At 54.2% G+C, this 23,035-nt stretch carries 17 protein-coding genes; 4 read left to right on the plus strand and 13 right to left on the minus strand.

The features are described from left to right. Positions 1–6: 6 nt before the first annotated feature. The 5 genes from rpsA to ansB all read right to left on the minus strand — a co-directional run bounded on the left by rpsA (position 7) and on the right by ansB (position 6,643). On the minus strand, positions 7–1,680 hold the full coding sequence (gene rpsA, locus AC1RKC_RS05225) for a 30S ribosomal protein S1 (RefSeq protein ID WP_020826130.1): 1,674 nt from the start codon (positions 1,678–1,680) through the stop codon (positions 7–9). Between the two features lie 181 nt (positions 1,681–1,861). Next, positions 1,862–2,551 (minus strand): (d)CMP kinase, encoded by a 690-nt coding sequence (cmk, locus tag AC1RKC_RS05230; protein WP_020826129.1) that lies wholly within the window; start codon positions 2,549–2,551, stop codon positions 1,862–1,864. Between the two features lie 277 nt (positions 2,552–2,828). Next, complete coding sequence (aroA, locus tag AC1RKC_RS05235) at positions 2,829–4,115, minus strand: 3-phosphoshikimate 1-carboxyvinyltransferase (protein ID WP_493091969.1); 1,287 nt, start codon at positions 4,113–4,115, stop codon at positions 2,829–2,831. Between the two features lie 113 nt (positions 4,116–4,228). After that, positions 4,229–5,314: a 3-phosphoserine/phosphohydroxythreonine transaminase gene (gene serC / locus AC1RKC_RS05240; protein ID WP_020826127.1), complete on the minus strand. Its 1,086-nt coding sequence runs from the start codon at positions 5,312–5,314 to the stop codon at positions 4,229–4,231. A gap of 282 nt (positions 5,315–5,596) precedes the next feature. Beyond that, the gene (gene ansB, locus AC1RKC_RS05245) at positions 5,597–6,643 is read right to left on the minus strand and encodes an L-asparaginase 2 (RefSeq protein ID WP_129940229.1); all 1,047 of its coding nucleotides are present in this window, start codon (positions 6,641–6,643) and stop codon (positions 5,597–5,599) included. 148 nt (positions 6,644–6,791) lie between these two features. Here ansB and ycaO point away from each other — a divergent pair, with 148 nt between their 5' ends. From ycaO to pflA, 4 genes are all read left to right on the plus strand, one after another. Then, complete coding sequence (gene ycaO, locus AC1RKC_RS05250; protein WP_020826124.1) at positions 6,792–8,555, plus strand: 30S ribosomal protein S12 methylthiotransferase accessory factor YcaO; 1,764 nt, start codon at positions 6,792–6,794, stop codon at positions 8,553–8,555. A 452-nt stretch (positions 8,556–9,007) separates the two neighbouring features. Continuing rightward, entirely contained in the window at positions 9,008–9,868 is an 861-nt protein-coding gene (gene focA, locus AC1RKC_RS05255) for a formate transporter FocA (RefSeq protein WP_020826123.1), read from the plus strand. A 54-nt stretch (positions 9,869–9,922) separates the two neighbouring features. After that, positions 9,923–12,205, plus strand: a complete 2,283-nt coding sequence (gene pflB, locus AC1RKC_RS05260) for a formate C-acetyltransferase (protein WP_262259136.1) — start codon at positions 9,923–9,925, stop codon at positions 12,203–12,205. 304 nt (positions 12,206–12,509) lie between these two features. Further along, entirely contained in the window at positions 12,510–13,250 is a 741-nt protein-coding gene (pflA, locus tag AC1RKC_RS05265) for a pyruvate formate lyase 1-activating protein (protein WP_020826121.1), read from the plus strand. A gap of 52 nt (positions 13,251–13,302) precedes the next feature. On the opposite strand, the gene AC1RKC_RS05270 is transcribed toward pflA, so the two are convergent. The 8 genes from AC1RKC_RS05270 to lolA all read right to left on the minus strand — a co-directional run bounded on the left by AC1RKC_RS05270 (position 13,303) and on the right by lolA (position 22,997). Beyond that, the gene (locus tag AC1RKC_RS05270; protein WP_041414385.1) at positions 13,303–14,448 is read right to left on the minus strand and encodes an MFS transporter; all 1,146 of its coding nucleotides are present in this window, start codon (positions 14,446–14,448) and stop codon (positions 13,303–13,305) included. Positions 14,449–14,621: 173 nt separating this feature from the next. Continuing rightward, on the minus strand, positions 14,622–15,239 hold the full coding sequence (dmsD, locus tag AC1RKC_RS05275) for a Tat proofreading chaperone DmsD (protein ID WP_020826119.1): 618 nt from the start codon (positions 15,237–15,239) through the stop codon (positions 14,622–14,624). A gap of 52 nt (positions 15,240–15,291) precedes the next feature. Then, the gene (locus AC1RKC_RS05280) at positions 15,292–16,152 is read right to left on the minus strand and encodes a dimethyl sulfoxide reductase anchor subunit family protein (RefSeq protein WP_493091965.1); all 861 of its coding nucleotides are present in this window, start codon (positions 16,150–16,152) and stop codon (positions 15,292–15,294) included. A gap of 1 nt (position 16,153) precedes the next feature. After that, positions 16,154–16,771: a DMSO/selenate family reductase complex B subunit gene (locus AC1RKC_RS05285; protein ID WP_046374000.1), complete on the minus strand. Its 618-nt coding sequence runs from the start codon at positions 16,769–16,771 to the stop codon at positions 16,154–16,156. Positions 16,772–16,908: 137 nt separating this feature from the next. Next, positions 16,909–19,362: a selenate/tellurate reductase subunit YnfE gene (gene ynfE / locus AC1RKC_RS05290; RefSeq protein WP_493091963.1), complete on the minus strand. Its 2,454-nt coding sequence runs from the start codon at positions 19,360–19,362 to the stop codon at positions 16,909–16,911. 270 nt (positions 19,363–19,632) lie between these two features. After that, the gene (serS, locus tag AC1RKC_RS05295; RefSeq protein WP_020826116.1) at positions 19,633–20,925 is read right to left on the minus strand and encodes a serine--tRNA ligase; all 1,293 of its coding nucleotides are present in this window, start codon (positions 20,923–20,925) and stop codon (positions 19,633–19,635) included. A 109-nt stretch (positions 20,926–21,034) separates the two neighbouring features. Next, complete coding sequence (locus AC1RKC_RS05300) at positions 21,035–22,378, minus strand: replication-associated recombination protein A (protein ID WP_258089917.1); 1,344 nt, start codon at positions 22,376–22,378, stop codon at positions 21,035–21,037. A gap of 7 nt (positions 22,379–22,385) precedes the next feature. Continuing rightward, a complete protein-coding gene (lolA, locus tag AC1RKC_RS05305; RefSeq protein ID WP_020826114.1) occupies positions 22,386–22,997 on the minus strand; it encodes an outer membrane lipoprotein periplasmic chaperone LolA in 612 nt (203 codons plus the stop codon). Positions 22,998–23,035: the final 38 nt, after the last annotated feature.

A 23,035-nucleotide genomic window follows, 5' to 3' on the forward strand; every position in this document is an offset into this window, starting at 1 on the left:
CCGTCATTACTCGCCTTTAGCCGCTTTGAAAGCTTCAGCCATAGCGTTAGAGAAGTTGCTCTCTTCCTGTTTGTTGTTAACAGTAGCGATTGCGTCTTTCTCGTCAGCTTCGTCCTTAGCACGTACGGACAGGCTTACTACGCGGTTCTTACGGTCAACGCCGGTGAATTTAGCTTCAACGTCGTCACCCACATTCAGAACCAGAGTTGCATCTTCAATGCGGTCGCGAGAGGCTTCAGATGCACGCAGGTAACCTTCTACACCGCCTGCTAATTCAACTGTAGCACCTTTGGCGTCAACTGCAGTGACTTTACCAGTAACAATAGTACCTTTCTTGTTCATAGACAGGTAGTTATTGAACGGGTCTTCAGCCAGTTGCTTCACGCCCAGGGAGATACGCTCGCGCTCTGCGTCAACTTGCAGAACAACCGCTGCGATTTCGTCGCCTTTCTTGTATTCACGAACTGCTTCTTCGCCTGCAACGTTCCAGGAGATGTCAGACAGGTGAACCAGGCCGTCGATGCCGCCGTCCAGGCCGATGAAGATACCGAAGTCAGTGATAGACTTGATTTTACCTTCAACGCGGTCGCCCTTGTTGTGGGTTTCTGCAAACTGCTGCCATGGGTTATTTTTGCACTGCTTCAGACCCAGGGAGATACGACGACGCTCTTCATCGATGTCCAGAACCATAACTTCCACTACATCGCCCACGTTAACAACTTTGGACGGATGGATGTTTTTGTTGGTCCAATCCATTTCAGAAACGTGTACCAGGCCTTCAACGCCTTCTTCGATTTCTACGAAGCAGCCGTAATCAGTCAGGTTGGTTACACGACCAGTCAGCTTGGTGCCTTCTGGGTAACGTTTCGCGATAGCGACCCATGGATCTTCGCCCAGTTGCTTCAGGCCCAGGGAAACACGAGTACGCTCGCGGTCGAACTTCAGCACTTTAACAGTGATTTCGTCGCCAACGTTGACGATTTCGCTCGGATGCTTAACGCGTTTCCAAGCCATATCAGTGATGTGCAGCAGGCCGTCTACGCCGCCCAGATCAACGAATGCACCGTAGTCAGTGAGGTTCTTAACGATACCTTTAACTTCCATGCCTTCCTGCAGGTTTTCCAGCAGTTGATCACGTTCTGCGCTGTTCTCTGATTCGATAACCGCACGGCGAGAAACTACAACGTTGTTGCGTTTCTGGTCCAGCTTGATGACTTTGAACTCAAGCTCTTTGCCTTCCAGGTGCAGAGTGTCACGTACTGGACGCACGTCAACCAGGGAACCTGGCAGGAACGCACGAATACCGTTCAGCTCTACAGTGAAGCCACCCTTAACTTTGCCGTTGATAACACCGACGACAGTTTCAGCTTCTTCGTAAGCTTTTTCCAGCGTGATCCAAGCTTCGTGACGCTTAGCTTTCTCACGGGACAGCAGAGTTTCACCGAAGCCATCTTCAACAGCGTCCAGCGCAACATCAACTTCGTCGCCTACCTGGATTTCCAGCTCGCCCTGTGCGTTTTTGAATTGCTCAGCCGGGATGGCAGACTCAGATTTCAGACCGGCGTCAACCAGTACTACGTCTTTGTCGATAGCAACTACAACGCCACGAACGATGGAACCCGGACGGGTTTCGATTGTTTTCAGGGATTCTTCAAAGAGTTGAGCGAAAGATTCAGTCATGTTTAATCTTCAGGGTTCTATAGTTTAACGTCCATTTAGCATCCCGCCGAATGGGGTTGTTTCACATACCCCGCCATTGGCTCCATGCCGACAGGGTTTAGGTTACAGGGGTAAAATTTTACCCGATATAGTTCGATACTGCCATGACAAATATGACAAAAAGCCAATAACGCCGCCGCGCTTACTGCTGCGGCAACGCTAAAACTTCATGTGCATATGTCAGCGCACGCTGGATGACTTCGTCGATCGACATGCTGGTTGAATCCAGCACGAGGGCGTCGGAGGCCGGCACCAGTGGCGCAATAGGCCGATTACGGTCACGGTCGTCCCGTTCCTTTATCTCGGCTAAAAGACGTTCAAAGTTAACATTAAAGCCCTTTTCCTGCAACTGTAGCATGCGGCGGTGCGCACGCTCTTCAGAACTGGCATCCAGGAAAATTTTTACCGGCGCATCGGGGAATACCACGGTGCCCATGTCGCGTCCATCGGCAATCAGGCCCGGGGCCTCGCGGAATGCACGCTGGCGCCGCAACAAGGCTTCACGCACGCGCGGAAAAGCCGCTGCCTGCGAAGCGGTATTGCCGACGGTTTCAGTGCGGATTTCATTGCTGACATCCTCACCTTCCAAAATCACCTGCAGTTTGCCACCTTCGGCAACAAAGCGAACATCGAGATGTGCGGCCAGGGGAACCAGCGCCTCCTCAGAAGTGATATCAACCTGATGATGCAGTGCCGCCAGTGCCAGTACGCGATAGATCGCACCGGAATCCAGCAAACGCCAACCAAGGGATTCGGCCAGCGCCTTACACAAAGTACCTTTGCCTGCGCCACTTGGTCCATCAACGGTTATCACCGGAGCTGTAGCCGTCATTTCTCTCTCCTTCAGGTAGAAAACCTCACAGGGACATAACCTGCCGTCAGCACAATGCGAAAGCATAATTAAAAGCGTCCCTGCCGCCTGCCCAGTCGGGGCAGTCACGGTGGCGCATTATACGCTGCCAAACGACTAACTGTTACCCTGGAACTGTCTGGTTGTTGAAAATAAGCGTACGTCCGCGCAAAAGTATAGTGGACGCCCGTAGCCTGCGGGCGTTAAAAACGATAAAGGCCCAATTAAGGGCCTTAAAAAAAAGCATCTGACTGTGGAATTATGCCAATTGACTGATGCGCGCCAGCTGTTCGAAGTAATCCGGGAAGGTTTTCGCGGTACATTTCGGATCGAGAATGGTCACTGGGGTGTCCGATAACGCCACCAGCGAGAAGCACATCGCCATACGGTGATCATTATAGGTGCCGATATCGGCAAATTTCAGCTTGGCCGGTGGCACCACGTGAATGTAGTCTTCCCCTTCATCCACCTCAGCCCCCACTTTACGCAGCTCCGTCGCCATCGCCGCCAGGCGATCGGTCTCTTTAACTCGCCAGTTGTAGATATTGCGGATGGTGGTCGGGCCTTCGGCAAACAGGGCTGCGGTTGCGATGGTCATTGCCGCATCAGGAATATGGTTCATGTCCATGTCGATACCGCGCAGTTCACCACGGCTGCATTCAATATAGTCATCGCCCCAGGTAATACGTGCGCCCATTTTTTCCAGCACGTCGGCAAACTTGGTGTCGCCCTGAACGCTTTTTTTACCAATGCCGGTAACGCGGACAGTACCGCCTTTAATCGCCGCCGCCGCCAGGAAATAAGACGCGGAAGAGGCATCCCCTTCCACCAGATAATCACCCGGTGAGCGATAGGTTTGGCTACCGCTAATGTGGAACACGCGATAGTTGTCGTGGCTGACTTCAACGCCGAAGGTGCGCATCAGATGCAGGGTGATATCAATGTACGGCTTGGAAACCAGCTCGCCCTTGATATGGATATGGGTGTCCTGTTTGGCCAGCGGTGCCGTCATCAGCAATGCGGTCAGAAACTGACTGGATACGCTGCCGTCCACGGTCACATCGCCGCCCTGGAAGCCACCGCGCAGGCGCAACGGCGGGTAATCGGTCTGCTCCAGATAATCAATCTGCGCGCCCCCATGACGCAGGGCATCCACCAGATGACCGATTGGGCGCTCTTTCATCCGTGGTTCGCCGGTCAACACCACATCATTGCTGCCCAGGCACAGCGCCGCCGCCAAAGGGCGCATCGCGGTGCCGGCATTGCCGAGGAACAGCTCAAGCGGTTGATTAGCCACCAGCGGGCCGGCAACACCTTCGACTGTACAGGTGGTACGATCGTCTGACAGTTGGTAACTCACCCCTAATGCCTGTAGCGCATTCAGCATATGGCGCACGTCATCGCTGTCCAGCAGATTGGTCAGCGTCGTCGTCCCCTCCGCCAGCGCAGCCAGCAGCAGAGCACGGTTGGACACGCTCTTGGAGCCAGGTAAGTTGACGGTGCCATTGACCAAGGCAACCGGTTGTAACGTCAGGGAATCCACCATGTGAACAAAAATCTCCAAAATCTGATAAACGAAACGGCCCCGGGATAATGCCGGAGCCGCTTTAACGCAAAAGGACAACAGCGAAGGCTACCTGCTCACGACAGGCGCCGGACTTAACCGTGACGACGTTCGAAGTCGACCATAAAGTCGGTTAAGGTCTTCACCCCGGCCAACGGCATTGCATTGTAAATAGAAGCACGCATGCCGCCAACCACCCGGTGACCTTTTAACGCCTGCAGGCCAATGGCTTCTGCTTCGCTGAGGAAGACTTTATCCAGCGCAGAATCCGCCAGTTGGAACGGCACGTTCATCCAGGAGCGGTTGGCATGCGCCACCCGGCTACGGTAGAAGTCAGAGCTGTCGATGGTCGCGTACAGCAATTCGGCCTTGGCCTGATTGCGTTTGTGCATCTCTACCAGGCCGCCCTGCTCTTTCAGCCATTTGAACACCAGGCCGGACAGGTACCAGGCAAAGGTCGGCGGCGTGTTGAACATGGAATCGTTTTCGGCCAGCACGGTGTAATCGAGGATGGACGGGACTTCGCGACGCGCTTTGCCCAGCAGATCTTCACGCACGATCACCAGGGTCAGCCCGGCCGGCCCAATGTTTTTCTGCGCCCCGGCGTAAATTACGCCGAAACGGCTGACGTCCAGCGGACCCGACAGAATGGTGGAGGAGTAATCGCCAATCACCACTTTATCGCCAAAGTCAGGTAACTCATCGATAGCTACGCCGTCGATGGTTTCATTCGGGCAATAGTGCACATAGGCCGCGTCATCGCTTAACTGCCACTCTTTCATCGGTTTGATGCCGAGCAGGCCGTCGACGTTGGTTTTCACGTCAATGGTGTTTGGCGAGCAGTATTTTTGCGCTTCGGTGATGGCGCTGTGCGCCCAATAACCGCCGTCGATATAGTCCGCGGTGGTTTTGTCACCCAGCAGGTTCAACGGCAACGCAGCAAACTGTGCGCGAGCGCCACCGTGGCAGAACAGCACTTTATAATTGGAGGGGATCTTCAGCAGATCGCGCAGATCCTGCTCGGACTGCTGGGCAACTTCGATAAACTCTTTACTGCGATGGCTAATTTCCATCACCGAGGTACCGAGGCCGTGCCAGTTGCACAGCTCCTGTTCTGCACGACGCAACACTTCAACCGGCAGCATTGCCGGGCCAGAGCTAAAATTATAAACCTGAGTCATTTCCCCTCACCACATTCACTATTCGCCAATGATACTGGCCTACCGAAATACGCCCGAAGTAACCCATCGGTTTTATCACTCACGCCCCCCGCCTGCAATGGTTATTCGCCCGATGCCGGGAAAGCCTTGAACGTGACGATAACAGGCTCTGCCAAATCACCGGTATTTTCTGCAATAAAACGCTGTGAAGGTGGCCAATTCAGTGGGTTAACGCGGTTTTTTATGCTGTATTCAGCCAACATGGCTAGGGGGCTCCAGGGCCCCCGAATGAATAAAATGCACTCAGTATTGATTGAACATCTGCTGGATCTGTTTAGCGTCCTTGGTCTGCGTCAACGCCAGTTGAAGCAGGATCCGCGCCTTCTGCGGGTTCAGCGTGCCGGCAGCGACAAAACCGAATTTAGCGTCGTCCACTTCAGCGTCTTCTGTGGTGGAGCCGGTGGGCACTCTGGAAGAACGCACCACGGCGACACCGTTATGTGCGGCCGTCGCCAACGTATCGAACACCGTTTTATACAGGTTGCCGTTACCGACCCCAGCGCTGACGATGCCTTGATACCCTTCGGCGATCAAAGCCTTCGCAGGGGCATCGGAAGCATTGGCGTAATTGTAGATAATGCCCACCTTCGGCAACGCTGTCAGGTTAGACACGTCAAACGGGGTCTCGGTGGTGTGCTTGCGCTGCGGCGCACGCTGGTAATCAACCTTGCCGTTGTGGATGTAACCAAGCGGGCCGAAGTTAGGCGACTGGAAAGTCTGCACCGACGTAGTATTGGTTTTTGTCACATCGCGTGCATCCAACACGCTGTCGTTCATCGCCACCAACACCCCGCGTTTCGCCGATTGCGGATCTGCCGCCGTCACCACTGCGTTATACAGATTGAACGGACCATCAGCGCTCATCGCCGTTGCCGGACGCATTGCCCCGACGATCACCACCGGTTTGTCACATTTGACCGTGAGATCCAGAAAATAGGCGGTCTCTTCCAGCGTATCTGTGCCGTGGGTAACGACAAAGCCATCCGTTTTAGCGCAGTCGGCGTTGATTTTCTTCGCCAGCTTCAGCCACACCTCATCGTTCATGTCCTGCGACCCGATGTTCACCACCTGCTCGCCCTGCACGTTGGCGAGGTTTTTTAGCTCAGGCACGGCACTCACTAAAGCGTCAACACCCAGTTTCCCCGCCGTATAGTTGGATTTTGTCGCCGATTCGCCACCGCCGGCAATGGTGCCGCCGGTCGCCAACAAGGTAATGGTAGGCAAAGCCAACGCCGAACCGCTCGCCCCCGCCAACAGTAGCGCCACGGCGCTGAGTTTCACTGATTTCATTGAGTTTCTCCATGATAGATAACCCGCTGAATTATGGCCCTTATCCCTAAAAAAACTGTGACTTTGCCACCGCTTTAGGAATACATGGAGCTTGAGAGTAAAACCCCGTATCATTGCGCGTTTTTAGTACGCTCAAAAAGTGAAGACAATGACGCAAACTTTTATCCCTGGCAAAGACGCCGCGCTGGAAGACTCTATCGCCCGTTTCCAACAGAAATTAAGCGACCTGGGTTTTAATATCGAAGAGGCCTCCTGGCTGAATCCGGTACCTCATGTATGGTCGGTTCATATCCGCGATCGCGATTGCCCGCTGTGCTTCACCAACGGCAAAGGCGCCAGCAAAAAAGCTGCTCTGGCCTCCGCTTTGGGCGAATACTTCGAACGCCTTTCCACCAACTACTTCTTTGCCGACTTCTATCTGGGGAAACAGATTGCCGAAGGTGACTTCGTGCATTATCCGAACGAGAAGTGGTTCCCGATCCCAGCCGATGACTCGCTGCCGGCCGGTATTCTCGATGAACGTCTGCATGCTTTCTACAATCCGGATCAGGAAGTCAACGCAAGCGATCTGATCGATCTGCAGTCCGGTAATGGCGATCGCGGCATTTGCGCCCTGCCGTTCTCTCGCCAGTCTGACCAGCAGACCGTTTACATTCCGATGAACATCATCGGTAACCTGTACGTGTCCAACGGCATGTCCGCTGGTAATACCGCCAACGAAGCGCGCGTACAAGGCCTGTCCGAAGTGTTTGAGCGTTATGTGAAAAATCGCATCATCGCCGAATCCATCAGCCTGCCAGAGATCCCGGCCGAGGTACTGAACCGCTATCCTGGCGTGGTAGAAGCCATCGCCAAGCTTGAAGAAGAAGGCTTCCCGATCCTGTCTTACGACGCGTCGCTGGGCGGTAATTATCCGGTGATCTGCGTGGTGCTGTTTAACCCGGCTAACGGCACCTGTTTTGCCTCGTTCGGTGCCCATCCTGATTTCGGCGTGGCGCTTGAGCGTACCGTCACTGAGCTGCTGCAGGGCCGTAGCCTGAAAGATCTGGACGTGTTCACCGCACCGACCTTCGACGACGAAGAAGTGGCGGAGCACACTAACCTGGAAACCCACTTTATCGACTCCAGCGGTTTGATCTCCTGGGATATGTTCAAGCAGGACGCGGATTACCCGTTTGTCGACTGGAGCTTCAGCGGCAACACGCAGGAAGAATTCGCGACGCTGATGAGCATCTTCGACAAAGAAGGCGCTGAAGTGTATATCGCCGACTATGAACATTTGGATGTCTACGCCTGCCGCATCATCGTACCGGGCATGTCCGACATCTACCCGGCGGAAGACCTGCTGCTGGCCAACAACAGCATGGGGGCGCACCTGCGCGATACGCTGCTGGCACTGCCGGGCAGCGAGTGGGAGCCGCAAGAGTATCTGGCGCTGTTAGAACGCCTGGACGACGAAGGCCTGGACGACTTCACCCGCGTGCGCGAGCTGCTGGGAATTGCTTCCGGCAAAGACAACGCCTGGTCTACCCTGCGTATCGGCGAGTTGAAGTCAATGCTGGCGTTGGCCGGCGGCGATCTGGATCAGGCGCTGATCTGGGCCGAATGGACGCAGGACTTCAACTCTTCCGTGTTGAGCCCGGCGCGCAGCAACTACTACCGTTGTTTGCAAACCCTGTTGCTGCTGACGCAGGAGCCTGAACGCGATCCGGCGCAATACTATTCCGCCTTCGTGAAGATGTACGGCCAGGAAACGGTGGATGCCGCCTCTGCGGCCATCAGCGGTGAAGAACGCTTTAACGGCCTGTTCGCTGTCGATAGCGATCTGAAAGCCTTACCGGCACATCAGGCGCTGCTAGCGGCCTATGAAAAACTGCAGACCGCCAAGCGTCGCCATTGGGCGCAGGCATAATCTCAGTATCTGTGCGCCGGCGGCCTTCTGCCGGCGCAACACCAAGACAGAAAAAATAACAAAGAATTATTTGACGGTTAAATAGCCGTTTTTTTGTTTTATTTTTTCGCCTAATTACGCACTTAACGGTAAACAAGATAAATAAAACAGCAGTTGTTACGGGCCGGTAAAATAATAATTAACCGATAATTAAACCTTGCCGCTCTGAAAGTGACAAAATGCGCTAAAATTTAACCTATTCAAGGTTGGCGCGGTCGCAAATTCAAAATTATTTGCAAACATTAAAAAATTGTTTTTATTTAAAAATCAATAAATTAACTAAATAAACCTTGCGATTTATCTGGTTTTTGGCCGTTTTAGTTTCCCGCCTTATGATCCAAATCAATTTTTACCCTATACTGCTTTGCTAGTATCTCATTGCGTTGTTTTAACCCTTAAAAGCGAGAGTTAGTGTGAAAGCTGACAACCCCTTCGATCTGATATTACCTGCAGCAACGGCGAAAATCGCTGAAGATGCAGGTGTGTATAAAGCCACCAAGCACCCGCTGAAAACGTTTTATTTGGCGATCACTGCCGGCGTCTTTATTTCAATCGCATTCGTATTTTATATCACTGCGACTACCGGCACTGCCGGTGTGCCTTTCGGCCTGGCAAAACTGGTCGGCGGCATCTGCTTCTCTCTGGGGTTAATGCTGGTCGTGGTTTCAGGCGCCGACCTGTTCACTTCCACCGTGCTGATTGTCATCGCCAAAGCCAGCGGCCGCATCAGCTGGTACCAGTTGGCTGCCAACTGGCTAAATGTCTATATCGGCAACCTGATCGGCGCCCTGTTCTTCGTCGCGCTCATCTGGTTCTCCGGCGAACACATGGTGGCCAACGGCCAATGGGGACTGAACGTCCTGCAAACCGCTGACCACAAGCTGCATCACACCTTTGTTGAGGCCGTCTGCCTCGGCATCCTGGCTAACCTGATGGTTTGCCTGGCCGTGTGGATGAGTTACTCAGGCCGCAGCCTGATGGACAAAATGTTCGCCATGATCCTGCCGGTCGGCATGTTCGTCGCCAGCGGTTTCGAACACAGCATCGCCAACATGTTTATGATCCCTATGGGTATCGTGGTTAAAAACTTCGCCACGCCGGAATTCTGGCAAGCCATAGGGGCAGCACCCGAGCAGTTTGCTCATCTGACTGTAAGCAACTTTATCATCGACAATCTGATCCCAGTCACCATTGGCAACATCATTGGCGGCGGTTTACTGGTTGGGTTGACTTACTGGGTAATTTATCTGCGCGGTGGTGAACAACAGCACTAAGCTGTTAGTTATCGCGCGCCGAGTTAGAACTCCACAATTAAAGGTAGGTGTATAATGACCGAACTTAACGAGAAGTTAGCCAAAGCTTGGGAAGGTTTCAGCAAAGGTGACTGGCAGAACGAAGTCAACGTTCGTGACTTCATCCAGAAAAACTACACTCCTTACGAGGGTGATGAATCCTTCCTGGCTGGCGCAACTCAGGCCACCTCCACCCTGTGGGAAAAGGTTATGGAAGGGATCAAACTGGAAAACCGCACCCATGCGCCAGTTGATTTCGACACCAACGTTGCCGCGACCATCACTTCCCATGACGCTGGCTACATCGCTAAAGAGCTGGAAACCATCGTAGGTCTGCAGACTGACGCCCCTCTGAAACGCGCGCTGATCCCATTCGGCGGCATCAAAATGGTCGAAGGTTCGTGTAAGGTCTATGGCCGCGAACTGGATCCACAGCTGAAAAAAGTGTTCACCGAATACCGCAAAACCCACAACCAGGGCGTATTCGATGTTTACACCAAAGATATCCTGAACTGCCGTAAATCCGGCGTGCTGACCGGTCTGCCAGATGCATACGGCCGTGGTCGTATCATCGGTGACTACCGCCGCGTAGCGCTGTACGGCATCGATTTCCTGATGGCCGACAAACTGAACCAGTTCAAGTCACTGCAGACCAAGCTGGAAAACGGCGAAGATCTGGAAATGACCATCCAGCTGCGCGAAGAAATTGCTGAACAGCATCGCGCTCTGGGTCAGATCAAAGAAATGGCTGCCAAATACGGCTGCGATATCTCCGGTCCTGCTACCACCGCACAAGAAGCTGTACAGTGGACTTACTTCGGCTACCTGGCCGCGGTGAAATCTCAGAACGGCGCAGCAATGTCCTTCGGCCGCGTGTCTACCTTCCTTGACGTGTTCATTCAACGCGACATCGATGCAGGCAAACTGACTGAAGAACAAGCGCAGGAACTGATTGACCACCTGGTAATGAAACTGCGTATGGTGCGCTTCCTGCGTACCCCTGAGTATGATGAGCTGTTCTCCGGTGACCCAATCTGGGCGACCGAGTCCCTGGCAGGTATGGGCATTGACGGCCGTACTCTGGTAACCAAAAACAGCTTCCGCTTCCTGAACACCCTGTACACCATGGGGCCGTCTCCGGAACCGAACATGACCATCCTGTGGTCTGAAAAACTGCCTCTGAACTTCAAAAAATACGCGGCGAAAGTGTCTATCGACACCTCTTCCGTACAGTATGAAAATGACGACCTGATGCGCCCAGACTTCAACAACGATGACTATGCCATCGCCTGTTGCGTCAGCCCGATGATTGTCGGTAAACAAATGCAGTTCTTCGGTGCCCGTGCCAACCTGGCGAAAACCATGTTGTACGCAATCAACGGCGGCGTTGATGAAAAACTGAAAATGCAGGTAGGCCCGAAAGAAGCGCCAATGATGGACACCGTGCTGGACTATGACAAAGTCATGGAACGCATGGACCACTTTATGGATTGGCTGGCCAAGCAGTACGTGACCGCGCTGAACATCATTCACTACATGCACGACAAGTACAGCTATGAAGCTGCGCTGATGGCACTGCACGACCGTGACGTTTATCGCACCATGGCCTGCGGCATCGCCGGTCTGTCGGTTGCGGCTGACTCCCTGTCCGCCATCAAGTACGCTAAAGTGTCCACCATCCGTGACGAAGACGGTCTGGCTATCGACTTCAAAATCGAAGGTGAATATCCGCAGTTCGGTAACAACGATGCTCGCGTTGATGACATCGCCTGTGACCTGGTAGAACGTTTCATGAAGAAAATTCAGAAACTGCGTACCTACCGTAATGCGGTACCGACTCAGTCCGTGCTGACCATCACTTCTAACGTGGTCTACGGCAAGAAAACCGGTAACACCCCAGACGGTCGTCGCGCTGGTGCGCCATTCGGTCCAGGTGCTAACCCAATGCACGGTCGCGACCAGAAAGGTGCTGTAGCCTCCCTGACCTCCGTAGCCAAACTGCCGTTTGCTTACGCGAAGGACGGGATCTCCTACACCTTCTCCATCGTGCCAAACGCGCTGGGTAAAGACGACGACGTGCGTAAAGCCAACCTGGCGGGTCTGATGGACGGTTACTTCCACCACGAAGCGTCTATCGAAGGTGGTCAACACCTGAACGTTAACGTGATGAACCGTGAAATGCTGCTGGACGCGATGGAAAACCCTGAGAAATACCCTCAGCTGACCATCCGCGTATCTGGTTATGCCGTTCGCTTCAACTCGCTGACCAAAGAACAACAGCAAGACGTCATTACTCGTACTTTCACTCAGTCGATGTAATTGCCCCATCCGGGCGGGAAACCCCGCCCGGTAGTCAAGCTGAAATTTGGGGCCGGATCTTTCCGGCCTTTTTAGCAAATGCACTACCCTGACTCACTCAGAGTCTGTTTTGCCAGATAGCTATACTGAATGGAATTGGTGGATATCCGGCAAAACAGTTATCCGGCGTAATAACCGGCCAACAGGCATCGTTTCACCCCAGTCGTCGGGCCTTGCCCGGTTGCTGCATCGCTGATCCCTGGCTGGCGGTTATGAGCCTACTTTTAGACTGCGTTTGACAGTCAATATTGGAGAAAACCCCGCAATGTCAGTGAAAGGTCGCATCCACTCCTTCGAATCCTGTGGCACCGTAGACGGTCCGGGGATCCGCTTTATCGTCTTCTTCCAGGGCTGCCTGATGCGCTGCCTGTATTGCCATAACCGTGACACCTGGGATACCCACGGCGGGAAAGAAGTGACCGTTGAAGAGTTGATGAAAGACGCCGTCTCTTATCGTCACTTTATGAATGCCTCCGGCGGTGGCGTAACGGCCTCCGGTGGTGAAGCCATACTGCAGGCAGAATTCGTCCGCGATTGGTTCCGCGCTTGCCATGAAGAAGGGATCAATACCTGTCTGGACACCAACGGCTTTGTACGCCGCTACGATCCGGTGATCGATGAGCTGCTGGATGCCACCGATTTGGTGATGCTGGATCTCAAACAGATGAACGACGACATTCACCAGAATCTGGTCGGCGTTTCCAACCACCGCACGCTGGATTTCGCCCGCTATCTGGCGAAACGTAATCAACGCACCTGGATCCGTTATGTGGTAGTGCCGGGCTGGTCAGACGATGACAAGTCGACGCATATGCTGGGCGAGTTCACCAAAGACATGACCAACATCGAGAAAATCGAACTGCTGCCCTATCACGAACTGGGTAAGCACAAATGGGTGGCGATGGGTGAAGAGTACAAGCTGGACGGCGTCCATCCGCCGAAAGCGGAAACCATGGATCGCGTGAAAAGCATTCTGGAAAGCTACGGCCACAAAGTAATTTACTGAGCCCGTTAGCCACAACAAAAAACCCGGCACACAATGGCCGGGTTTTTTATGCTTAGGCGGCAGCCAACGGAGTGTGGTGACGATCCGGCTTTCTCAGCAGCATCATCAGATAGACCAGGGCAACGGCAGCAATCATCACAAACAACAGGCGGTCGGAATAATTTTGCATCAGCAGCGCCGTCATCGACGGACCAAGCAGACTGCCAATGGTATAGCTCATCAACAATGCCTGGTTCATCGCCACCAGCTCATGCGGCAACGCCTTTTCACAAGCCCAGGACATCGCCACCGGATATAAGGTGAACCCGGCACAACCGAGAATAAACAACGCCGGTGCCATCGCATAGTTACCAAGCATGGCGATACTGGCAAGGATCACCACAAACACCTGAATGCGCAGCACCAGCAAACGACCATAGCGGTCTGCCAGACGCCCGACCGGCCATTGCCCGACAATGCCTGAGCTGACCAGCAATGCCATCCAGTAACCCACGTTGGCGTCACTCATGCCCTGATGGGACAGGTACAGCGGCATCAGGCCGTATAGCGAGCCGAGTACAATGCCGGAAATGATACAGCCATTAATCCCCAACCGCGCGCTACGGCGCTTCAACATTGGCCAAACCGCAGCCTGTTGGGGTTCGTCGTGCCGACTGTTAACCCGGGCAAACAGCATCGGCAGCGTGGCACTCAGCACGATGGCCGTGACCCATGGCACCACATTCAACAGTTCGGTCGATACCATACTTAACAGCAGTTGGCCGACAACCGTACCCAGGTAATAAACCATCATATAAGCCGCCAGCAATTGCCCACGGTTAGACAGATTACCGCTCCGCAGCAAGGCGCTTTCGACGATCACCCAGATCCAGGCGCAGCCGATGCCGGCAAAGAAACGCCAGCCCATCCAACTCCAAAAATCGAGCGACAATGCCATACCGGCAGTCGCCACGGCGAATACCACACAGGCAAGATGATAGCTGCGGGTAAAACCAATGCGCTGGATGAGTTTGCCCGCAATCAGCGTGCCGACCAGATTGCCGGTAAAGTAAGAGGAACTTACCATTCCTACCTGCCAGGTTGACAACTGAGCATGAGTCAACCAAAGAGGGACTAGCGTATTCAATACGGCGATAGAGACCGTGAGCAGCAACAAGCCACAGAGCAGCAGGAGCACTGGGCGGGAGTATGCGGACATAGTGAGATTGAAACCGAACGCGCAATGAGAGTGCGCGCATCATGCCACTGGCGATAAAAAAGTCAATCAGCTCTTATATGTATACCGCACAATTTGTATTACGCGGCCTATTTAACGGCGGAGTGGCCGCCGGCGCCTGCGATGTTAGGCACCTGACGGCCATTCATTTTTTATCAGAAATACAGTTCTAAAGATTCAACTTCAGCCGTGCATTCCGCACCCCAGGCACCCAGGGTGATTTGCGCTAATTGGGCCAGTCCCTGATAGAAAGGATGCTGCGCATTGGCTTCCAGCAGTTCCAGATAGCGTGGTGCCCATGGCAACAAATGTTTCGTCAGCAGTTGCTCGACCAACCCGCCCTGACGTTCTTCGGCCAGCCACGCCACCATCATCAGCAAAGTGCCAATATGATCTTCCGGCTCATTGCGATCGTGCTGAGCTTCTATGCCGTTGGCCCGTAACCACTTGCGCAACCGCAGGGTCGAATGACCAAACAGCACGTTCTCTTTGTCCAGATACACCGAACCCCATAATGGCGCCGGTAAGGTATCAGGCCCCACAAACAGACGTTGGTAAGCTTCCGCCAGGGATTCATCCTGTTGATCTTCAATACCGGTCGCAATCAGCGCAGCCGCCTTCTGTAACCGATCAGCATCGCCGTACGGCCACTCTTTGACCCACTCAGATTCAGACAGGGTTGCCAAGAGCTGTTGGCCGTCTTCACTTTCTGGCGGCGCGTACAGCAACACACCCAGTACCCGCCCCGTTAAAGCGATATTTTCAAGCGTCATAAATCAAGGATCCTTTTAAGGGCGCAGTTTATCACTGCGCCTCACTACAATATTAACCGGCCACCGCCATGCCGACGGTCATATGCAGGCCGTAGAACACGCCCCGCCCAACCAGCTCACCGGCGATAACCAGAATCAAACCTAAAGCCATTCCCATCACGCTAGCGTTACCACGGCGCAGTAGCGGGCAGATCCAGCAGCCCAACCCCAGCACCACCAGCACCAAACGCCCAACCATTAATTGGCCGTACTGTGGGATAAGCGCTGATGCCTGCTGTACCGAACTGCTGATGCTGGCCAGTTCGTAGCCTTGCATCAAAACGCTCCCCAGACTGACCAGCAGCGCCACCACGCTCAGGGTAGCCAGTGAATGCCGGGTCGTAACGTCCAGCCCCGCAAAACGCAGCAACAAAACGCCCAGCATTGGCCCCCCGATCGGTACCGTCAGGAAAAAGCTCAGCGTAGTGTAACCGTTATGCCAGGTTGGCACCGTATCGATTTGATATACCCGCGTCATCATGTAAACAAAGACCAAGCCCAGAGCCATGGTCACCCACAACCACACGCGACCCAATAACGGCGGTATTTTGCCCAATACCGCCAACAGCCAATAACAACCGCCGACGGCGAAGAACAAGGCGCCAGCGGCTATTTCGTTACTCAATGCCGAAGCGCCAATGCGGTTCAACGAGTTAAACGCCCGCCACGGCGAACCGAGGTGCAGCGTGGAAGCAATGAAAGCAATACCCATCAACAACCACAGGAAGAACATCGCGCGATGAACTGCCCTGCGCTGCTGTTCGTTCAGGTTACCGCCAATTATGGCGAGCCCCATGACGATAACCCCCCCTACCACACATTGTCCCAATACGGTAAACAACATCAGCGGCCATTCTTGCCATCCCATGCCCATATCAAACCTCCTTTGGATTGGCCAAATAGCCAGTGGTGTCGCCACTTGGGCGGCTGTTGGCATTGGGTTTTACCACCAGGCACGGTCGGGTAAAATGCGCCGCCGGCAAGGGGGCCACCTGCGCCAGAGAACCATGCTGCTGCCGCAGTTGCTCAATCGGGCCAAAATCCAGGGCCCGCAGTGGACAAGATTCCACGCAGATAGGTTTATGGCCTTCGGCTACCCGCTTATAACAGCCATCGCACTTGGTCATGTGGCCCTTGGTCGAATTGTACTGAGGTGCGCCGTATGGGCAGGCCATATGGCAGTAGCGACAGCCGATACACACCTCTTCATTCACCACTACAAAGCCGTCTTCCCGCTTGTGCATCGCGCCGGTCGGACACACTTTGGTGCAGGCGGGATCTTCACAGTGGTTGCAGGCAATCGACAGATAATAGGCGAACACGTTTTGTTGCCAGCCGTCGCCATCCTGGAACCAATCTCCTCCGGCATATTCATAGATGCGGCGGAAACTGACGTCCGGCGTCAAATTTTTATAGTCTTTGCAAGCCAGTTCGCAGGTTTTGCAGCCAGTGCAACGACTTGAATCGATAAAGAATCCATATTGCTGAGTCATTTGGTCCTCCCTTACACCCGAGGTAGTTGGAGTTGCATCGCGGCGGCAACTAAGCGCATCCCCAGGATGCGTACAGGTAGTACGTGACTGAGGTAAGCGCAGGCGGCCAACAAAGATGCGGCTTCAAGTACGCAGGGTTATACCTTTTCGATTTGAATCAGGTTGGTATGCTGCGGATTACCCTTGGCCAACGGCGAAGGCCGGTGGGTGGTCAGGGTATTCATACAGGCACCATGGTCGACACGGTCACCGCGCATATCGGCCTGATGCCAGGCTCCCTGCCCCATCGCGACAACGCCAGGCATGATCCGCGGCGTCACTTTGGCTTCGACACGCACTTCGCCACGCCCATTAAATACCCGCACCTTGTCGCCGCCGATAATGCCGCGCGACTGGGCGTCCAGTGGGTTGATCCACACCTCCTGACGACAGGCCGCCTGCAACACATCGATGTTGCCGTAGGTCGAGTGGGTACGGGCCTTGTAATGGAAGCCAAACATTTGCAATGGATAAGTGTTGCGCAGAGGATCGTCCCAACCTTCAAAAGTAGAGGCGTAAATTGGCAACGGGCTGATGGTTTCATCTTTTTCCAACTGCCAGCTGTCGGCGATCTCAGCCAGCCTGGAGGAATAGATTTCTATCTTGCCGGACGGCGTTTTTAATGGATTCGCTTTGGGATCCTGGCGGAATTTTTTGTAGGCGACAAAATGCCCATTGGGATCTTTACGCTTATAAATCCCCATACTGCGCAACTCTTCATAACCCGGCAGCAGCGGATCCCTGTCTTGCATTTTGGCGTACAAATGTTGCAACCACTGTGCCTGGGTACGCCCTTCGGTGAACTTCTGATGCACCTCAGGCCCCAGCCGACGCGCCACTTCACTCAGCACCTCATAGATGCCCTTGCGTTCAAATTTGGCGGGGGTTGCAGGCTGGATAAAGATCAGGTACCCCATGTTGCCGGCATAGTCGTTGGGAATAATGTCTTCCTGTTCGACGGTCATCAGATCCGGCAGTAAAATGTCGGCATATTTGGCCGACGAGGTCATAAAGTTTTCGAGCACCACGATCATTTCGCACTGGGATTCATCCTGCAAAATATCGTGGGTTTTGTTGATGTCGGAATGCTGGTTGGTGATGGTGTTACCGGCATAGTTCCAGATGAACTTGATCGGCACATTCAGTTTGTCCTGCCCACGAACCCCGTCGCGTTTGGCGGTCATCTCCGGACCGCGCACTATGGCATCGGTCCAGCTAAAACAGGAGATTTGCGCTTTGACCGGGTTTGCCAATACCGGCATCCGCTCAATAGTAATGGTGTAGGTTGATTCACGCGCCCCGCTGTTGCCGCCATTGATGCCAACATTGCCGGTCAGGATAGGCAGCATGGCGATTGCACGCGAGGTCAGTTCGCCATTGGCCTGTCGCTGTGGCCCCCAGCCCTGGCAGATGTAGGCTGGTTTCGCCGTGCCTATTTCCCGCGCCAGTTTGATAATACGTTCGGCCGGAATGCCGGTAATTTTCGCCGCCCACTGCGGCGTTTTTTCAACGCCGTCTTCACCTTGCCCAAGAATGTAAGCCTTATAATGCCCATTTACCGGCGCATCGGCTGGCAAGGTTTTTTCGTCATAGCCGATGCAATACCGATCCAGAAACGGTTGGTCGACCAACTGTTCGCTGATCAATACATGCGCCAGCCCGGCAACCAATGCCGCATCCGTGCCGGGACGAATAGGGATCCATTCGTCCTCACGTCCGGCGGCCGTATCGGTATAACGCGGATCGATAACGATCATGCGCGCATGAGAACGTTCACGCGCCTGCTCCAGATAATAGGTAATGCCGCCGCCGCTCATCCGCGTTTCCGCCGGGTTGTTACCGAACATCACCACCAGCTTGCTGTTTTCGATGTCAGACGTGCTGTTGCCTTCGTTGCTGCCATAGGTATAGGGCATGGCGCAGGCGATTTGCGCTGTGCTGTAGGTGCCGTACTGGCTGAGGTAACCGCCATAGCAGTTCATCAGCCGAGCGACCAGCGACGCATTCGGTGACGAACGGGTAATATTGCCGCCGACGATGCCCGAGGTGTAATTGATATATACTGCTTCGTTACCGTACTGTTCGACGATGCGTTTTAGGTTGTCGGCAATGCTATCAAAAGCTTCTTCCCAACTGATGCGCTTGAACTTGCCTTCACCCCGCTTGCCAACACGTTTCATCGGGTAATTCAGACGATCGGGATGATTCATGCGGCGGCGAATAGAACGGCCACGCAAACAGGCCCGAACCTGGTGGTCGCCATATGCGTCCAGCCCGGTGTTATCGGTTTCGACCCAATAGACTTCGTTATCACGCACGTGCAAACGCAAGGCGCAGCGGCTGCCGCAGTTGACCGAGCAAGCCCCCCAAACCACTTTATCCTGCGCGGTTTTTTGCACACTTTCGCTGATTGAATCCGCCAATGCGCGGCGACTAAACGGTAGGGCTATACCCCCCACGGCCATAGCCAGCCCGACGATACTGCCGGACTTTACCAAGGTGCGACGGCTGACGCCTGCAGACACTTGGCTGTTTTCTTTGTTTTCCGACATAACTCACTCCACGTTTTACCCTGGTATTGATAAACGTCATGCCTTTGACTCAAGGCGGCGAGCAGAGGAGACAGAACTGATGTCTGCTGATGAGCTTGAGTAAAAACCCTCCTCTATAAAGGGATATTACTCAGAAGTGGGTAGTGAACTTTGTCTGCTATCAATAAAGCGGGGGAAGGAGATGAAAGAAAAAGTCCTTTCGAACAAAAGGATAATAATTTTCTTATAAAAAAAGCGCCCGCAGGCGCTTTTCATAGAACTGGCAATACGTTAGCCGATATATTCCAGGCCGCCCATATACGGACGTAATACTTCCGGCACCTGAACACGGCCATCGGCCAGCTGGTAGTTTTCCAGCACGGCAACCAGCGTACGACCGACTGCCAGACCAGAACCGTTCAGCGTATGCACCAGGCGCGGCTTCTTCTCGGTTTTGCTACGGCAGCGAGCCTGCATGCGGCGTGCCTGGTAATCCCACATGTTGGAACAAGATGAGATTTCACGGTAAGTGTTCTGCGCCGGCAGCCACACTTCCAGATCGTAGGTCTTGCATGAGCCTGCCCCCATGTCGCCGGTACACAGCAACATTTTACGGTACGGCAGGTTCAGCAGCTGCAGCACTTTCTCCGCATGACCGGTCAGCTCTTCCAGCGTAGCCATGGAGTCTTCCGGACGGACAATTTGCACCATCTCGACCTTGTCGAACTGGTGCATGCGGATCAGACCGCGGGTATCGCGACCATAAGAACCAGCTTCGGCACGGAAACATGGCGTATGCGCGGTCATCTTCAGCGGCAGTGATTCTTCTTCCAGGATCTCGTCGCGTACCAGGTTGGTCAACGGCACTTCTGCAGTTGGGATCAGCGCGTAGTTGCTGCTGTCGGATTCCTCTTCCAGCGGTTTGGTGTGGAACAGATCTTCACCAAACTTCGGCAACTGGCCGGTACCGTACAACGTGGCGTGGTTAACCAGGTAAGGCACGTAGGTTTCCTGGTAGCCGTGCTGTTCGGTATGCAGATCCAGCATGAACTGGGATAACGCACGGTGCATGCGGGCGATTTGCCCTTTCATCACCACAAAGCGTGAACCGGTCAGTTTTACGGCGGCGGCGAAGTCCAGACCACCGGCCATTTCGCCCAGATCCACATGATCGCGTACCTGGAAATCATACTGGCGCGGCTCGCCCCAGCGGCTGACTTCCTGGTTATCGCTGTCGTCTTTGCCATCCGGCACTGCATCATCCGGCAGGTTCGGGATCGCCAACGCATAATCGCGGATTTCAGTCTGCAACTGATCCAGAGCGGCCTTGGCAATATCCAGCTTGTCACCCAGCTCGTTGACTTCGCGACGCAGCGGCTCAATGTCTTCCCCGCGCGCTTTAGCCGCGCCGATGGATTTCGATCGGGAGTTACGTTCTGCCTGCAGCATTTCAGTTTCTACCTGCAGAACTTTGCGACGCTCTTCTTGAGAACGCAGCAGATCCAGATCGAGTTTAAAGCCTCGGCGAGCCAGTTTGACGGCGACTGCGTCTAGCTCATTACGCAGCAGATTGGGATCGAGCATGCTAATCCTGTGCTTATTGTTATTGAAAGAAAATTTGTTGTTTTATGCGGCTGTTTAAAAGCCGCATAAAGGAAGAGTGGTACCCGCTAACCTTACCGCAACGGCAACGCTAGCGGTAGCGTTTTGTCTGGCTATTTTGATCCTGCTCAGCCAGCCATGCCAGCTTTTCGCCGATTTTACCTTCCAGCCCGCGTGCGGTTGGATGATAGTAACGCGTCCTGGCCATTTCGGCCGGGAAATAGTCCTCACCGGCGGCATAGGCATTGGGTTCGTCATGAGCGTAACGGTACTCTGCACCCAGCCCCATTTCCTTCATCAGCTTGGTTGGCGCATTGCGCAGATGTTCGGGCACATCATAATCCGCCCGCTCTTTAGCATCGCGCATCGCCGCTTTGAAGGCGGTATAAACGGCATTACTTTTTGGCGCGCAGGCCAGGTAAACGATCGCTTGAGCAATCGCACGTTCACCTTCGGCCGGACCAACGCGGGTAAAGCAGTCCCAGGCGGCGATCGCCACCTGCATACCGCGCGGATCGGCATTGCCGACATCTTCCGAAGCAATGGCCAGCAGCCGGCGCGCCACATACAGCGGATCGCCTCCGGCGGTAATAATGCGCGCATACCAGTACAGCGCAGCATCCGGGGCGGAACCTCGCACCGATTTATGCAGCGCCGAAATAAGATCGTAAAAACGATCGCCTTTATTGTCGAAGCGCGCGCTGCGTTCGCCGGAGACTTCTTTCAGTAATTCCGGCGTCAGCACGCGAATGCCTTTGGCGTCGATCTCCGCCATGTCCGCCATCATTTCCAGGCTGTTCAACGCCCGGCGCGCATCGCCGCCCACCAGTTCCGACAGCATGCGGCGAGTCTCTTCCGGCAGCTCGATATTCTGGCCGCCAAACCCCCGGCTGTTGTCCTGCATCGCCTGATCAAGCACCTGGCTGATATCTTCTGCCGTCAACGCTTTCAGCAAATACACCCGGGCGCGGGACAACAGCGCCGAGTTAAGCTCAAAGGACGGGTTTTCGGTTGTCGCGCCAATAAAGGTAATGGTGCCGTCTTCAATGTGCGGCAGAAAGGCATCCTGCTGGCTTTTGTTGAAACGGTGTACCTCATCGACAAACAAAATGGTGCGACGACCGGCGTCACGATTCTGTCGTGCCCGCTCAATCGCCTCACGGATTTCTTTGATGCCCGATGTCACGGCGGAAATTCGCTCGACGTCCGCCTGGCCGTAGCGGCCGATCAGCTCCGCCAGCGTCGTTTTCCCGGTGCCGGGCGGCCCCCACAGAATCATCGAATGCAGTTGCCCCGCCTCGATGGCGCGCGGCAAAGGCTTACCGGCAGCCAGCAGGTGTTGCTGGCCGATGTATTGCGCCAGCGTGGTTGGCCGCATCCGCGCGGCCAATGGCTGGAACTCATTCTGGGAAAAATCGAGCGACATGTTACTCACGCGGACCTCACTGGCGCTGGTCGTCCAGCGTCACCCCCTTCGGCGGGGTAAATTTGAATTTGCTGGCATCAGCAGCAACGTTCTGCTGACTTTTCAGCGCGTAAGAACTGCGCTGACCATCCTGCTCAACCGCAGCAAAACTGCGGATGGTGCCGCTGTTGGTCACGGTAATGGCGAACTGCTTCAGGTTACCGCTGCTGGATTTTGGCGTCAGCTCAAAATCATCGCCTTTCTGTTTAACGTTGTACTGTTTCCAGTCGTTGGCGTTATTGCGGGTAATCAGCATAAATGGCGTATTGCCGGTCGCATTTTTCAACCAAGTCGCGGTGACTTGCTCAACAAAAGGATTGTAGAACCATAAGGTTTGGCCATCCGACACCAGCACGCTCTCGTCCGGCGAGGTCATATGCCAATTAAACAGGTTCGGACGTTTCACCCAGAGTTCACCTTCCCCCTGCTGTACCGCAGCACCATCGCTGCTGGTAACGGTCTGGGCGAAGCTGGCGTGGAAACTGTTCACTTTCGCCAGGCGACTTTGCAAATCCTGCGCAGCGTCGGCCAGCACAGAGGTGGAAGCGAATCCCGAAAGCAGACAACAGGCAACTAACAGTTTTTTCATTATTCCAGATACCTTATGAAATGCGTTTACCGCAAGGC

This window comes from Serratia sp. GW822-FHT06E05 (assembly GCF_058799445.1).

What these genes read in the sequence shown, in the direction of transcription:
- pflA (WP_020826121.1), top strand. Translation starts at nt 12,510, where the DNA reads ATGTCAGTGAAAGGTCGCATCCACTCCTTCGAATCCTGTGGCACCGTA.
- AC1RKC_RS05270 (WP_041414385.1), bottom strand. Translation starts at nt 14,448, where the DNA reads ATGTCCGCATACTCCCGCCCAGTGCTCCTGCTGCTCTGTGGCTTGTTG.
- dmsD (WP_020826119.1), bottom strand. Translation starts at nt 15,239, where the DNA reads ATGACGCTTGAAAATATCGCTTTAACGGGGCGGGTACTGGGTGTGTTG.
- serC (WP_020826127.1), bottom strand. Translation starts at nt 5,314, where the DNA reads ATGACTCAGGTTTATAATTTTAGCTCTGGCCCGGCAATGCTGCCGGTT.
- aroA (WP_493091969.1), bottom strand. Translation starts at nt 4,115, where the DNA reads ATGGTGGATTCCCTGACGTTACAACCGGTTGCCTTGGTCAATGGCACC.
- AC1RKC_RS05280 (WP_493091965.1), bottom strand. Translation starts at nt 16,152, where the DNA reads ATGGGCATGGGATGGCAAGAATGGCCGCTGATGTTGTTTACCGTATTG.
- serS (WP_020826116.1), bottom strand. Translation starts at nt 20,925, where the DNA reads ATGCTCGATCCCAATCTGCTGCGTAATGAGCTAGACGCAGTCGCCGTC.
- lolA (WP_020826114.1), bottom strand. Translation starts at nt 22,997, where the DNA reads ATGAAAAAACTGTTAGTTGCCTGTTGTCTGCTTTCGGGATTCGCTTCC.
- cmk (WP_020826129.1), bottom strand. Translation starts at nt 2,551, where the DNA reads ATGACGGCTACAGCTCCGGTGATAACCGTTGATGGACCAAGTGGCGCA.
- ynfE (WP_493091963.1), bottom strand. Translation starts at nt 19,362, where the DNA reads ATGTCGGAAAACAAAGAAAACAGCCAAGTGTCTGCAGGCGTCAGCCGT.
- ycaO (WP_020826124.1), top strand. Translation starts at nt 6,792, where the DNA reads ATGACGCAAACTTTTATCCCTGGCAAAGACGCCGCGCTGGAAGACTCT.
- AC1RKC_RS05285 (WP_046374000.1), bottom strand. Translation starts at nt 16,771, where the DNA reads ATGACTCAGCAATATGGATTCTTTATCGATTCAAGTCGTTGCACTGGC.
- rpsA (WP_020826130.1), bottom strand. Translation starts at nt 1,680, where the DNA reads ATGACTGAATCTTTCGCTCAACTCTTTGAAGAATCCCTGAAAACAATC.
- pflB (WP_262259136.1), top strand. Translation starts at nt 9,923, where the DNA reads ATGACCGAACTTAACGAGAAGTTAGCCAAAGCTTGGGAAGGTTTCAGC.
- ansB (WP_129940229.1), bottom strand. Translation starts at nt 6,643, where the DNA reads ATGAAATCAGTGAAACTCAGCGCCGTGGCGCTACTGTTGGCGGGGGCG.